At 37.1% G+C, this 14,864-nt stretch carries 14 protein-coding genes; all 14 read right to left on the reverse strand.

Going from position 1 to position 14,864, the window contains the following annotated elements; translation table 11 throughout:
- The 14 genes from AAC026_RS09520 to AAC026_RS09585 all read right to left on the reverse strand — a co-directional run bounded on the left by AAC026_RS09520 (position 1) and on the right by AAC026_RS09585 (position 14,845).
- Positions 1-2,757, reverse strand: coding sequence for a hypothetical protein (locus AAC026_RS09520; protein ID WP_339697327.1), 2,757 nt, complete (start codon positions 2,755-2,757; stop codon positions 1-3).
- A 69-nt stretch (positions 2,758-2,826) separates the two neighbouring features.
- Positions 2,827-3,615 (reverse strand): hypothetical protein, encoded by a 789-nt coding sequence (locus AAC026_RS09525; protein ID WP_339605814.1) that lies wholly within the window; start codon positions 3,613-3,615, stop codon positions 2,827-2,829.
- Positions 3,616-3,862: 247 nt separating this feature from the next.
- Positions 3,863-4,264 carry a response regulator gene (locus tag AAC026_RS09530; protein WP_339697329.1) on the reverse strand — a complete coding sequence of 134 codons (402 nt, stop codon included), beginning with the start codon at positions 4,262-4,264 and terminating at the stop codon, positions 3,863-3,865.
- A gap of 21 nt (positions 4,265-4,285) precedes the next feature.
- Positions 4,286-5,926: a PAS domain-containing protein gene (locus AAC026_RS09535; RefSeq protein WP_339697331.1), complete on the reverse strand. Its 1,641-nt coding sequence runs from the start codon at positions 5,924-5,926 to the stop codon at positions 4,286-4,288.
- Positions 5,927-6,117: 191 nt separating this feature from the next.
- On the reverse strand, positions 6,118-6,771 hold the full coding sequence (locus tag AAC026_RS09540; protein ID WP_339697333.1) for a hypothetical protein: 654 nt from the start codon (positions 6,769-6,771) through the stop codon (positions 6,118-6,120).
- A gap of 342 nt (positions 6,772-7,113) precedes the next feature.
- Complete coding sequence (locus tag AAC026_RS09545) at positions 7,114-7,752, reverse strand: hypothetical protein (RefSeq protein ID WP_339697335.1); 639 nt, start codon at positions 7,750-7,752, stop codon at positions 7,114-7,116.
- Between the two features lie 254 nt (positions 7,753-8,006).
- Positions 8,007-8,735, reverse strand: a complete 729-nt coding sequence (locus AAC026_RS09550) for a LytTR family DNA-binding domain-containing protein (protein WP_339697337.1) — start codon at positions 8,733-8,735, stop codon at positions 8,007-8,009.
- Positions 8,736-8,746: 11 nt separating this feature from the next.
- Positions 8,747-9,064, reverse strand: coding sequence for an Hpt domain-containing protein (locus AAC026_RS09555; protein ID WP_339697339.1), 318 nt, complete (start codon positions 9,062-9,064; stop codon positions 8,747-8,749).
- Between the two features lie 66 nt (positions 9,065-9,130).
- A complete protein-coding gene (locus AAC026_RS09560) occupies positions 9,131-11,104 on the reverse strand; it encodes a PAS domain S-box protein (protein ID WP_339697341.1) in 1,974 nt (657 codons plus the stop codon).
- Positions 11,097-11,639 carry a heme NO-binding domain-containing protein gene (locus AAC026_RS09565; RefSeq protein ID WP_339697343.1) on the reverse strand — a complete coding sequence of 181 codons (543 nt, stop codon included), beginning with the start codon at positions 11,637-11,639 and terminating at the stop codon, positions 11,097-11,099. The genes AAC026_RS09560 and AAC026_RS09565 overlap by 8 nt, the downstream gene beginning before the upstream one ends.
- A gap of 2 nt (positions 11,640-11,641) precedes the next feature.
- Positions 11,642-12,061: a response regulator gene (locus AAC026_RS09570; RefSeq protein WP_339605825.1), complete on the reverse strand. Its 420-nt coding sequence runs from the start codon at positions 12,059-12,061 to the stop codon at positions 11,642-11,644.
- Positions 12,062-12,198: 137 nt separating this feature from the next.
- Positions 12,199-13,524, reverse strand: a complete 1,326-nt coding sequence (locus tag AAC026_RS09575) for an OmpA family protein (RefSeq protein ID WP_339697345.1) — start codon at positions 13,522-13,524, stop codon at positions 12,199-12,201.
- A gap of 223 nt (positions 13,525-13,747) precedes the next feature.
- A complete protein-coding gene (locus AAC026_RS09580) occupies positions 13,748-14,149 on the reverse strand; it encodes a response regulator (protein ID WP_339605827.1) in 402 nt (133 codons plus the stop codon).
- Positions 14,150-14,473: 324 nt separating this feature from the next.
- Positions 14,474-14,845, reverse strand: a complete 372-nt coding sequence (locus tag AAC026_RS09585) for a VOC family protein (protein ID WP_339605828.1) — start codon at positions 14,843-14,845, stop codon at positions 14,474-14,476.
- Positions 14,846-14,864 lie beyond the last annotated feature (19 nt).

Genomic DNA, 14,864 nt, shown 5'->3' on the forward strand with positions numbered 1-14,864 from the left:
TTAGTTTCCAATTTTAAAGTTGCTATTCTTGAACTTGATGTTGCGGTCTTTCGCTTTTAAGGCAAATTCTATTGTGGTCAACTCTTCGTTTGTCGTTTGTATAGTTAGCTCATCCGAAACAGCTTCCAGTGTGCTTTCAGTTGTCAACCTCACTAGCGATAGTTTGTATGTACCGGGTACAATTTTTGAAAATTTAAAGTTTCCGTCTTTGTCAGATTCAATATAGTAAGTGAAGCTGTTGTTTTCTAGTTTTAAGTATCCATCTAATTGATATTCTTGATTAGCATTTTTTACTATCAGCTTTCCTTTCAGTTGCTTGGCCTTAACTAGGGTGATATTTACGGCTGTCGAAATTTTTTCAGCAACATTTACCTCAATTGGTTTTTGAGCTAGCGCTACTACTCCCAATGGCAGTGTAGACTCATCAATTAATAAATAGTTGGGACCAACGGGAAGGTTGTTTAATTCAAACTCACCTTTTGAACTGGATCTTACTGAACTGCCAGAAGCTACAATTTGGATGCCTTTAAGGTTAATTCCCGGATCATCAGACTTAATAAATCCTTTAATTCCTCCTTGCTTAAGTGTCTTTTTTAAAGGTGCTCCAAATCTGTAAGTGTACTTAACAAAAGCGAAAAGTTCTTTCTGTGTTTCTGAATTGGGGTTCATGTAATAATTTACTCGAGCCTCTATTTGGTGGTGTTTGCCAATACGGGCCAATACATTGGCATTAAGAAAATCTCTTTTACGATAGCTTTCTTCTGGACTAAAGCCACTGTTATAGCTTGCCCCAAACCTCAAATCATTATTTACTCTTAAGCTAAATGCGCCCCCAAAAAGATAATAGTCAGATACGCTATTGTTGATGTTATATCGGTTTGTTCGGTTATGACTTGCGTTTGAGCGCAATGATAGTTTTGGCGTAACCTTATAGTTTATATTTAAGAATTCACCGTATGTATCTCTGATTTGCATGTTCTCACTGATTAAGTTCTGAGTTTTTGCTATTCTACCGTTAAAATTTACCGTGAGGTAGTTTCCAGTGTACTTGTATCTATAGTCAATTCCTCTTTCTCTGTAGTCGAAGCTTTGGCGTACGCTTTCATCTTTCCGCATTCTTCTCACAGCTCGCAAATTCACAAAGTGTTTGCGGTTGAATCGGTATCCAATAGAGGCATAGTAATTCTCGAAAGTAGGGCGTACTCCATAAAGGGTAGTATCAACTCTTTCGTGTACTTTGGAGTAACCCTGCCCAACACCCAAGCTCCATTTTGATAGGTTGTAGCTTAATGAGTTGGCATATCTTAGGCTATTGTTCAATGTACCGAAATAGTTTTCACCAGCCATAGTGGCACTTCCGTTATAAAACAGGTTTCCCATTTGATGAGAAATGGTAACATCGCTGGCGTAATCTGTGGTTTCGCTGTTCATGCTAGTTGCCAACTCCATATGGACCTGAGTTTTACTGTCTTTGTAGTCTGCTTCGAATACGGCTATTGTACCACTACCTTCAGCGGTATTAGCGATTTGCTGATTATAGTATTGAGGTACTTCTTTAGAGCTTGAAAAAGACAAACCTAGTTTTAAGAACTCCGATGCGTTATATACTGCTTTACCACCGAATATTGGTTCTTTGGTAGTAAAGGCTAACCTTGGTTTGGTATAAAAAGCGCTTAAAACCCAGTTTTTAACCCTCTGATCGATACGCGCACCGAAACCATATCTTCCTAATAAACCCAATTGGTTAATGTTGAATACATGGTCTCCGATAAACACAGTGGTGTTACTTCGGTTACGGTAAACTAAGCTGTACTGATCGTTGATACCAAAACGACTTAAGTGATTTTGATTTGGACCACGTACAATGAAGTTTAAATAGTGATTCTGCTTTTGATCCAGAAAACCGTTTCCTCTTAGCTCTACATAAGCACTACTAAATTCTGTATTCTTGTTTGAATAGTTGTTGTAGTACAAACTGGCTTCCATTGGGTATCTTAAGAATGCATCCTTCTTAGCAATTTTGGTAGGAAACACTTTTGTAGTAGCATAAGCTGTTTTGGAAACGTTTGTGGCTGTGTTCAATACTTTTAATTCAGAAAGTAATGACTGAACAGCAAAGGTTTTGGCGTTTGTTTTTTGATTTACTTTTACCACTATAGATGAGTTAGCAGGGATTTCGTATGTTACATTTCCCTCTATAGTGTTTCTAGAAGAGAGCTCTACCTTTTCGTTTACATTTCCTTTGTTCTTTATTTCGAAGGAAACCTCGATTAGTTCGCCTGCTTGAGTGTATTGCGGGGTGGTTAAACTCTTTACCTCGATGTTGTGATTTACACCTACGTTGAAATCAACTACTTTTCTTTCTGAAACCGATAAATCTTCATTGAACAATTCTAGGTACGCTTTTTTTACACCAGGCAATTCGTTTGCTGGTATCGAGAAGCTGTACAGTACAAAACTCTTTTCCTGACTATTTATCTGTATTACTGCAGGTTGTGTTATTACTTTCCAGTTTGCAGGTAATTCTAACTTTAAGCTTAAACTTGAAGAAGCAGTTGTTTGGTTGGCGATCTCAAAAGCTAAGGTGTGTCGAACACCAGCCGTATAAGCTTCAGTTTTGTGCATAGGCTTTATCTCAAATTTAGATTGTGCAAAGGCCTGTAGCGAGCTTATTAGTAAGGCTATGGTAATGAACACTCGTGTCATGTGCTTTGAGGCTTCACTCAACGTGTTTTTTAAATCTTCTGAAGAATTCATATCGAATAGGTTATGAGTGTTAAACATGACAGTTGGGTCTTTAAGAGATTGTGATTTTTTTGAACTGGCTTATTTTAGGTTTAATGAGAGATTAGTGCCTGTGAAGTCCTCGCGAGCTTCGGCCAATAATAGGCATTGATAATCGCCAGGGGGTAGTGAAGAGATATCCACTACATATGTTTTACAAACACCAGGAAAAACCATGTTTCTGTCTGTTTCAAAAACTGATATTTTGTTTCCGGTAGCATCATAAACTTCAAGTGTTAAGAGTACTCCTTCAATAAAAGAACCGTCATTTTTTACATTGATTTCTAGCTTATTAGGTGTGTCTTCGGTTTGGTTGAAATTCACGTTTGTGAAATCAATATTTACATCGTCAAAGCCATTTACATGAGTTAAAAGACCAATTGCATATCTCACTTTAGTGTCTAGGCCAATATTATTGGTCAATTGTTCTTTTTTTACTGGGTTTTCTACATAAACCATCAATACGCTCCAGTAAGAGCCTTTTAGCTTTTGATCGGCTGGTATTCTAATGGTATAGCGGTAGGTGTATTTTTCGTTTGGAGCTAATACTTTTTCCATTACTTCACTTTCAAACCAATCGCTTGATGACTGAGCATGAGGTGCTTTTTCAGTAAACTTTCTATTGGCATTACAAGAGAAGAGTGCTTCGTTTATAGAGAAGGTTACTCTTTGGTCAATTACCGATGAATTGAATAGAATTACTTCGCCAGAAATAATGTCGCCAGAGTTTCCAGAATAGAAATGAGTAAGACCATTGATTACAGTTACACTGGCTGTTGCTAGCTTACTGCTTAGGATGATTATTGCGATTATTGCGAGAAGCTTTTTCATGTTTTTACTGTTTTGCGTTATTGATTATGTATCAAATTTGCAGCTTCTGAACAGCAAAAATCGCCAAGTGTCGGTCAATGGGGGATTGGTGTCGATAAAATGCTAGAATGCATCTTTTAAGTTTTATCGGGCAGAAAGGGCAATGGGTGAGTTGAAGTAGGGATAAGCGTTTTACCTTTCAATATACTTGAAAGGTAAAGTTTGAGTAAAAGTAGCTATTTGCTACCAAAGGGCTGGTAGCAAATAGTTAGGCCGCGTTTGCTTTTTTAAAGAGCATTTCTAGTTTATCGGTGGTTAAAGGCTTGCTTATATAGCCTGTTACCTCTGGGTGTTCTTTGGATCTGTTTAAATCGCTATCATCTACTGAAGAGGACAACATGTAAATTTCGAACCTGTTTTTTATTTCTTGATGTAAGCTGCTGAAAACTTCAAGAAATTCCCAGCCGCTCATTTCAGGCATATTTATATCTAATAGAATGGTGGTTTTAACTGGGTGCTCTTTTTCGTTGGCTATGAAATCAAGTGCTTTTTGCGCCATATTGTATTCTATTACAATCGGCTCATTTATGATTTTAGAAATGATGATTTTGGAAAGTAAGTTATTTACTGGGTCATCATCAATAGTAATAAATGTGTTTTTGGTTTCCATAACTGTCGATTTTAATAGTGATTATTGAGGTAAACTGATGGTAAAAGTGGTTCCTACATTGGGTTCACTCTCTACTTCTATAGAGCCTCCCATGGCTTCTATTTGGGCGTTAATCATATATAGACCTATGCCTCTGCCTTCTACATCGTGGTGAAATCTTTTATACAGATTGAAAATATGTTGACCATGTTTTTTCATATCTATCCCTCGTCCGTTGTCCTTAAACTCTAGCACAATGTTTCCTTTTTTTATCGAAGACCTTATCGATAATTTTAAGGCTTCACTTGGTTTTTTGTACTTAATACTATTGGTCAATAGGTTGGTGAATATGCTCACCATGTATGGCTTTATGGTAGTGATTTTATCTACCTCAGCGAAGTCTCCATCTATAAATTCAGCCTGCTTGGCTTCAACATTAGAAAGGTTTGCCTTGGTGTCTTCTAGTAAATTTGTGAATGACATTTCTACCTTTCCTTCATCTTGATCAGTTTTGATTTTCAATATTGAATTAAGATCCAATACCACACTGTCTAAATTATCAGCAGATTTCTTTAGGCCTTTTAGGTATTGATCAAAACCATCCATTGTAGGGTCTAATTCTGGAATTAGGGTTGAAAGCCCAATAATGTTGGTTAATGGAGCTCTTAAGTTATGCGACACAATAAATGCGAACTGTTCCAAAGCTTTATTTCGTTGAATCAGACTGTTAGTCATGGCTTCTTTCTCAAGCATCCATTTCCTTTGTTGAGTAATGTCGTCAGCTGCTATTGTAATTCCGGTAACCACTTCCTCGCTATTGATGATCGGAAACATTCTGAGTTTTAACCATCTATCGGTACCGTCTTTAAGGGGGAAATTGGTTTCGTAGCTCAGAGGCTTCTTTGTGGTTATTATTTCTTTGATTGATTCTTTTACTACTGGAATTCTTGCTTCAGGAATGAGCTTAAAATAGCTAGAGCCAATAATAATAGAATTGCCAGAAGCGGAAGAAATGAATTCATTGGCTTGGTCGTTAAAACTTACAATGTCGAACTCGTTGTTGATAAGCACATAACCTGTGTCGGTATTTTCAAGTATGTTTCTGAAGTTGGTTTGTGCTTCCTGTAGTTTCTTATAGCTTTCTTTCTTTTCGCTTAAATCTTGGGTAATACCTATCATTCCAATTGGAGTACCTGCTTGGCCATAAATGAATTCGCCACGTTGGTTTACATATTTTACTTCACCAGACTTGCAAATCACTCTGTGGCCAACGTTAAAACATTGCTTTGCTTCTAAGCTTTCAGTGATGGCCGTATTCATTTGATCTAAATCTTCGGGGTGAACATGTGAATAGAAGAGTTCTACGTTTGGGTTAACCTCACCTGGCTCATAACCATAAATTTTATATACTTGATCAGACCACTCTACAGATTCACTGATGAGTTCGCCATTGAGGGCATACTTTACCTCCCAACAACCCATTTTGGCCATGTTCTGTAGGGCCGACATTCTTTCCAATACTTTACTAGTGAGTTGCTGATCAATGGCAGAAAGATCTTCGGTACTCTTGTTCCTGTTCAATGAATTCATCGGGTGTTCAGTAGATCCATTAAGTGGCAGTTGACAATTCAATAAACTTGACTCATTTGTATTGTTGTTGGTACTTACTAAGAGCTTCTCCATGATTTCTTTTTGACACTAGAATGATTGATTAATGATCAAATTTGAAATATTACTGAGACTATAATTGAGTATTGACGGTCAATGACTCTTTTCTATAGATGAATAGCATTAAGCGTTCTTTAAGCCTTTTTAACATAAAAAGGCCTCATAACTCTAAGTCATGAGGCCTTGAAAGGGGTTGTTAGTTGTTCTTACAGGTCAGAAAGTGTATATCTGATAGTTGCTTGGTAAAGACCAGCTTTGTAACCAGAGAAGTTTCCGTTTTGCTCTAAAGTGTAAGTTAATTTCACACCATAGTTCTGGTCGCCAGTGTAAACACTTTCAATGCTGCTTACCAGCAAAGCGTCCGTTCCAATTGGAGTTGAAGTACCCAAAGCAACGCCAGCAGCTACAACAGATCCGGCTGAGTTGGCGTCACCACCATTAGCAATGATTACTGGAGCTTGTGGAGTGATTCTAAGATCAAGACTACCAGGGAAGGTGCTTCCATTTTCGAACTGTACATCGATTTGTCTTGTGACATCGAAACCAGAAGCTGCTTGTCCTACTACGCTAGTGTAGTTCAAGAACATGTTTCCGTAACTCATATCTTGGAAAGCATAAAGCCCAGCTTCAGCATTTGTTCCAATAAGGGTTACATTCGTCATGTCCATCATAATTGGACCTACTTCTGTTCCCGTGTTGGCATCAAAAATATCAAGGATTGCCACTTCAGGAACGTTGACGTCCAATTGGTGTGAAGCAATATTGATGTCGTTGTTGTCCTGAGCCATAAGGCCTTGAGAGAGTAGGGTTAAGGCAAATAATACTAAAGCGGCAATTAATGGTTTGTTTGACTTTATCATAACGTTTGTTTTTATAAGTGAATGTTCGTTTGATTAATTATGATTCAAACTTAGGGCAAAGCGCTTAGTCAGTTCTTTGTTTCTAGATCAGTTGCTATGGAGCTTCGGTGAAATGTAAGATAGAGGCTTTGGAGTATTATTGGTTTTTGATGGTTTTGCTTAGGAATTAATACTCGAATACTTATTGTATAAAGCACTTTAATATCAGATGGAGAGGTTTTGTGGACTGCTGTTTACGAAGTAAGTAATACACGGCTCTATTATTTTAACCCAGTATTTTCTTACAGAAAAAGGCCTCATAACTTTAAGTCATGAGGCCTTGAAAGGGTGTGTTAGTTGTTCTTACAGGTCAGAAAGTGTGTATCTGATGGTTGCTTGGTAAAGGCCAGCTTTGTAACCAGAGAAGTTTCCGTTTTGCTCTAAAGTGTAAGTTAATTTCACACCATAGTTCTGGTCGCCAGTGTAAACACTTTCAATGCTGCTTACCAGCAAAGCGTCCGTTCCAATTGGAGTTGAAGTACCCAAAGCAACGCCAGCAGCTACAACAGATCCGGCTGAGTTGGCGTCACCACCATTAGCAATGATTACTGGAGCTTGTGGAGTGATTCTAAGATCAAGACTACCAGGGAAGGTGCTTCCATTTTCGAACTGTACATCGATTTGTCTTGTGACATCGAAACCAGAAGCTGCTTGTCCTACTACGCTAGTGTAGTTCAAGAACATGTTTCCGTAACTCATATCTTGGAAAGCATAAAGCCCAGCTTCAGCATTTGTTCCAATAAGGGTTACATTCGTCATGTCCATCATAATTGGACCTACTTCTGTTCCCGTGTTGGCATCAAAAATATCAAGGATTGCCACTTCAGGAACGTTGACGTCCAATTGGTGTGAAGCAATATTGATGTCGTTGTTGTCCTGAGCCATAAGGCCTTGAGAGAATAATGTTAATGCAAATGCAAGTACTAAGTTTGACTTTTTCATAATGTGTGTTTTTTAAAAATGAATGTTTGTTTGATTAATTATGATTCAAACTTAGGGCAAAGAGCTTGGGCGATTTGTTGTTTCTAGACCAACAGCATGTGAGTATCGGTGAAATGCAGAATAAGAGCTTTGGAAGATTTGAGCCTTCTGTTTACTGATTTTAAGTACTAGTTATCTAGGCTTAAGTGTAAATAAGAAAGCTTCTGAACACAAAGTGAGCAGAAGCTTTAAGTATTTCTTTAACTAAGCCTAGGTTATAGCAAATTCAGCCTTCTCATTAATTCTGGCCTTTTTGATCTACTGATTGGGATCACGTTTTTTTCAATCAGAATAGTATTGTCTTCTATATCAACAATTCGTGAAAGGTTAATAATGTAAGACCTATGTACATGAAAGAAAGGATCGCTGGGCAGTTTCTCTATAATTTTCTTCAAAGTTGAATGCACCTTGTAATCCTTCTCACGAGTTTTGATCATGATGTAATCTCCTTCGGCCTTGATCAGGTTAATTGAGTCTGTTTCGATTTTAATCAGAGTCCTATCGATGTTAATGTATAGGGTTTCGTTAGACGATTCAGCCGTACTTTCATTTTTAGAATCTCCCTTGGGTGCAACAGCGGGTTTAGTGGAGGCAACGAATGATTTGGCCTTTAGTATGGCCTTTTCGAAGCGAGGTCTTTCCACAGGTTTTACCAAGTAGTCAATTACGCTGTCGTACTCAAAAGCAGTGAGTGCCAAACTTTGATCTGAAGTGGTAAGAATAATTCTTGGTGGGTTTTTTAGGGTTTGAATGAAATCGAAACCAGAGAAATCTGGCATATGAATATCTAAGAAAATGAGATCAATATCGTTTTTATTTAGAAACTTGATTGCGCTCATGGCATTTGGGAATTCTTCAATCATATCCAAATCCGGAACTTCAGAACAAAGCTGATTTAAAATCAGTCTCGATGTTTCTTCATCATCAATAATAATACAAGTCATATTCAATGGTTCTATAATTGATTTAAAAAAGTAGTCATTTTTTTTAGAATTTGAACAAAAACCTTGTACAAGTCTAAGCGATTGTTTTTCAGATTTTCTTCAAAGTCTTGGGCAATCAAGTAACTCTCTTGCATTCCAAGAAGGCTAATTTTGTGCTTTATTTTATGCACATTATTGGCGGCTTCGGCTAAATTTCCTAAGGCAATGTTACTTTCAAATTCTTGGATCTCTAAGGGGAGTTCTTTGGCCAAAACACCTAGAAGTTTCGCTTCAAAAGCTTTGTCGCCATTTGAGAGTTGATTGATATAACTATAGTTAGGTTTAGGCATGGTTTGCTACAAAATGGAATATTGATTTTCTAATTGATTAATACTGTTGTTAGGGATCTGGTTTTGTTATTTCTTAAGTTTTATAAAAAAAGTGGTCCCAATTCCTTCCTCGCTTTCTAAATATATTTCACCGTCATACTGCTCTACTATTTTTTTAACGATAGATAGACCAATGCCTGTTGATCCTTTTTTAGGGTCGGTAGTAAGTGATTGGAATATGCCAAATATCTTTTCATGATACTCTTCTGCAATCCCCACACCATTGTCTTTAATTGAGTAGACCCAGTATTTGCCAGCATCTTTATAATCAATTTCGACTAAACCAACCTCTTTATCGATATAGTTAATAGCGTTTCCTATTAAATTTTGAAAGAGCTGTTGTATTCGAGTAGCGTCTGCATATATACTAGGTAGGGGTTTATTTACCTTAACCTTAATATGGTCAGGAATGTAGAGTAAGGCGAGTATGTTATCGATTGTTTCATCTATTGAAACTACTTTCTCGTCATCCTCTGCTCGCTCAATTGCTGAATAGGTGAGAATACCATTAATTAGGTTTTCCATCTTTTCAACGGTCATTTCAATCAAATTGAGATTTTCATGACCACTATCGTGCATTATATCGCTACAGTCTTCTTTAATCCAGCTTACTAATGCGGAGATACTTCGTAGGGGCGATTTTAAATCGTGAGAAACTACATGGGCATACTCTTGTAATTCATGATTGCTTTTTTCTAGCCTTCTAAGAAGGTTTTCTTTTTGTTGCTCCGCTTTTTCTTGTTCCGAAATATCTTCGATTATAACTAAATGGTATTTTACTCTTCCTGAGTGATCTCTTACAACACTTAAGCTTGATTTAGCCGAAATAACAGTGCCGTCTTTCTTTATGTATCTCTTTTTGAGGATAACAGTATCTTGCTCTCCATTCTGGATTTTTTGCATTACATCTTTTGATGCGAATAAATCATCTTGATGGGTTATGTCCTCGAAAGAAAGTGCCTGTAGCTCTTCTTGCGAATACCCTAAAAGGCTTACTAGAGCACTATTGACTTTGGTTAACGATCCATTATCAGACAATACTATCCCTAATGGCGAGTTTTCAAATATTATTTCGAGTTGTTCTCTTTGTTCTTCAATGAGTTCACTTCTACGTGCCTCTTCTGTAATGTTTTCTAATATTGATAGCCTGTATTTTGGTTTCCCAAGGTCATCGAAAATGGTAGTAATGTTAACTCTTACCTTAATGAGTTGACCTTTCTTTGTTTTTATGTCTTGTGTAAAATCGATCCGGTTTTTCTCTCCAGAGTTCATCTGGTTTTGTATTTCTTGAATTTTGTTGACGTCTTTTGGAAGTATAAACTCCATTGGATCGATATGCTGTAGCTCATTGGCTGAAAAGCCCATCATGTCTTGAAAAGCCTTATTTGACTTGATAATAATGCCATTTTCTGTCAACACGATTCCGAATGGCGAGCTATTAACAATTGTGGAAAGCTCGGCTCGCTGCTCTTCAATTAGAACACGTGCTCTTTGCTCTTCGGTAATATCTCTGATAATACCTTCTGCCGCTATGGCTTCCTGTTTATCGTTGTATATGAGGTTTGCATTGATATGTACTAGCTTATATGGGCCTTCCTTAGTATATACTCTTGCAACATAGTCTGTGAATGCCCCATTTTTAACTAGCTCCTTGTAGGAGTTCATAGCATAGGTAAAATCGTCTCTATATATAAGATTGACAATGTTCAGAGATTCGTTCTGGATGTTATAACCAAATAGCTCAATGGCTGCATCATTCATTTCCAATGCATTTCCAGCCAAATCCATTTTTAAATAGGCATCTGCCAAACTGGAGTATACCCCATTAGCTTTCAAGTGCTCTTGAGAGGCAGAGGAGGAAGTGTTGTTGGCAATTTTAAGTTTCTGGTTCAGTTCATATAGCTCAAGCGACTTCTCTTCAAGAATTTTTTCAGCTTCTTTTCTTGCTGATTTTTCTCTTTTCAGGGCCCTTTCCAATAAAGCTATTCTCTGATCAGTCATTATGTATAATATTGAATTTTACTCTGGTTCCTTCTGGGTTTAGCTTTTCATAGGTAATGGTGCATTCTGTGTGAAAGTGTTCAAATGTTTTGAGCATTAAGGCTTCAGCGAATTTATAAAGGGCGCGCTGAGATGTATAAATCATCTCCATAGAGTTGGAGCTTCTCTGGGTTACTTCAAAAGTGGGTAATTCAGCTCCTGGGTATATTTTGCGAACTTGAACATGGATATGGCCTTCAACTGAGTTGAGAAAATCCATTGGGTTTTTATATAATTCGAAAATATTTGGATGAGTTTTTTCCAGATGTTCGAAAAAATGGATTCCAAAAGCATGGATAAGATCATCTACAGGAATATTAACCTCATTGCTCAAATTTAGGATAAGCTGAAGCATTTCATTGAACTCGTAAGTACCAATGGATGTGTAAGCACCTCCAGTTTTTAATTCAGCTCTTTCTATAATTTTATCCACGGTTTCAAGACCAAATTTGCTCTCTACCATTTCAAGAAACTCTGTAAACACTATGCCTTTCATTCTTATGTAGTTATGAATTGATTAATTTCTAAATAAGACAATAACTTACCTATTTTATCTACATAATCATCGTATTTCAACGGTTTTAAAATATAGCCAGCTATACCAATCTTGTAACACTCCAATAAATCTTTCTGATTATTAGATGTGGTAAGCACAATTGTAGGGATGTACCTCAATCTATCATCGCCTTTAAGGCGCTTTAAAAATTCAATCCCACTTATTCTTGGCATGTTCAGGTCTAGAAGAATAACATGAGGAAGGAGGCTGTTGCCTTCTAAAATTTTCAAAGCCTCTTCTCCATTATTAGCCTCTATAATTTTGTTTTCATAACCTAGTTTAGAAACTGTTCTATTGAATTTCATTCTTTCAATCATGTCGTCTTCAATAAAGAGAATAGAAAGAGGGTTTTTATTTGTCATGTTTTCAAATGGTTTGGTGGCCTGTCTACGAATATCTTCAATTAATGCTCATTCAAATGCCATATACCGTTGAATGGGCTGTCTTCCTTCGGTGAAATACATTTAACTATAGACGAATGGGAAAAAGCGAAACCGCATTATTTCTTGATTTTGATTTCAACCCTTCTGTTAAGTGCCCTACCTTTTTGAGTGGCGTTACTTGCCAAAGCCTTTTCTTCACCATAACCAACCACAATAGCTCGGCTTACATCTACTCCTTTAGATAGGAGATAATCGCGTACCGCTTCGGCTCTTTTCTGAGATAAGGCATAGTTTTTATCGTCCTGACCAATGTTATCAGTATGGCCATGAATAGCTACTTTAAATATCTTTAATCTAGCCATTAATGCAGCAAGTTCATCTAGCTTGGCCTGCGTAGGTAAGTTTATTTCTGCCTGGTTAAAGTCGAAGTACACTTGGTATACTGGTAGCTTTATTTCTGGGCAGCCGTTTTCTGCTAATAAGCCAGCATTATTGGGACACTTGTCTAATTTGTCAATTATTCCGTCTTTATCCGTATCAGGACATCCATTTACAGAGCCAGCAATGTTTGGACAAGGATCATTTGAGTCTTTAATACCATCACCGTCAGTATCTGGGCAACCTTGCATTTCCACTAGCCCGGCAATGTTTGGGCATATGTCGTCTTTATCGGCAACCTTATCTCCATCCATGTCTGGACACCCATTGACTGTACCTGCAACTAATGGGCATTCGTCAAAGCGATCTTCTACACCATCTTTGTCAGCGTCTTCATACGGACAACCTTGATTTTCTGATGGTCCGTAAACAAAAGGGCATGCATCATTTTTATCTATGATGCCATCTTTATCTGTATCTCTGTTGTTTTTTAGAGAGAAGGAAAACCCAGCTGAAAACTTCCTGTGTGTTACGTTGTTACTTTCAACATTGGTCACTTTTACTGCAAGCTGCATATTTTTTGTAAGGCGATATTTTAAGCCTAGAGCTACAGGGAATACAACTCCAGGACCTGATTCACTTTCAATCACTGCCTCATTAAAATTAGCAACGCCAAAACCTGCTTCAATGTAAGGGCTTAGTCGGGAATGAGCTGGAATAATAAAACCGTTATTGAGCTTAAATATGGCGGTTGCTTCTAGAACTGCTAAATTAACGCGTACATTATTGCTGCTATTTAAATCCATAAAATCGCTTTGGTAATCGGTGATTTTTCCGACTACAACTCTACCTGTAAAATTGAAGCTTTTTGAAAAGTAGTTTTCAATACCAATACTGAAGGATGGTTTCTTGATTTTTGAAGCATTTTTAAATGACTCGTTAAAAAACGAACCATACTGGTTATTGTCTGCCGTAATTATCAGCCAAGTTTTATCGTTTTCAAACTGGGCTTTGGTTACTAATGAGGTCAATAAAAATGTTAATAGAAGCAATATCCTTTTCATAGCTTTGAGATAATAATGTTCTCAAACTTAGGATATATAGAAGGCTCAGAAATTCAACTAAGGTGAGTAACGTGTAAGTTACGGTGAAAGGGATTTAAGAATAGATAAGCCCATTTTGTTAAATGGTATAAAATAGCCCCGCCTTTTACGAACGGGGCTTAGGTAGAATGCCACATAAACACACACGTTTTCACCTACCTACTTTACTTTTGATGTTAGTTATTCATGCAGCTTTTAATCGTTTGAAAACGATATCGAGAGAATTGCTCGAAAGAGGCTTTGCAATGAAGTCAATTACTGAAGGATAAAATTTTGCTTTATTAATATCACTTTTATCGGTAGATGAGGATAGTAAATAGATGTCAAACCTCTGTTTGAGAGCATTGTCTAACTGATCAAACTTATCCAGAAAATCCCAACCATCGAGTTGAGGCATGTTGATGTCAAGGAGTAGAATGATTTTCTGAGATTTAATATCCTCATTGGTGATAAACTCTAAAGCATCTTGAACATTGCCAAAAGCAAACACTTTAGGGTTCTCCACATTTCTGGTGATGATTACTTTCGAAAGGAATTGGTTGATGGGATCATCATCTACCGTGATAAATATGTTGTTGTTCTGCATCGTAAACATTTCTAAATGTTAGAAATAGGATAAATTCTAATTTAGAGTACGGCACAAAGTGTTTTTGGTAGCAGAGCTTTTTTATAGTCTTTATGCTCTAGATGTTGACTTAACGAAAGTAATTCTCTCTTTCGTACGCTACAAAAATACGTTATTTTAGTGTTTAACTCTGCTTATTTTTAATTTTTCTTATTCTAAGTTAAAAAACCGCTAGTCAGAGTAATTGTTTTGTTGATTATGCAGAAATTTAAAAAGAGAAATGCTCTCACTTCCACTTTCGTTTCTAGCAAATAATAATGAGAGCTTTAAAGCCTGTTGTTAAATCTAAACATGTTGATCAATTAACACAGTATTTCCGTCAGGGTCAATAACTACCATGCTCCCTGGGCCAGAGGTGTTTTCATCTGCTGCACTTTGTATTTCAACACCCTTGCTTTTCAACTCTTTCTGTATTTCGCGTACATCATCGAAAGCCTCTAGTTTCTGCGCGTTTTCATCCCAGCCTGGGTTAAAAGTGAGGATATTGTTAGGGAACATGCCTTGAAAAAGCCCAATCAAGGCATTGCCATTTTTCATGATCAGGTAATTTTTCTCCATATCTCCCGCAAATGCGGTAAAGCCAAGAGTCTCGTAAAAATCTTTGGAAGCTTTAAGGTCTTTTACACTAAGACTGATGGAAAATGCGCCAAGTTTCATAGTTAGGTTAGTTTGTTAA

The organism is uncultured Roseivirga sp. (genome assembly GCF_963973945.1).
Lineage (GTDB): Bacteria > Bacteroidota > Bacteroidia > Cytophagales > Cyclobacteriaceae > Roseivirga.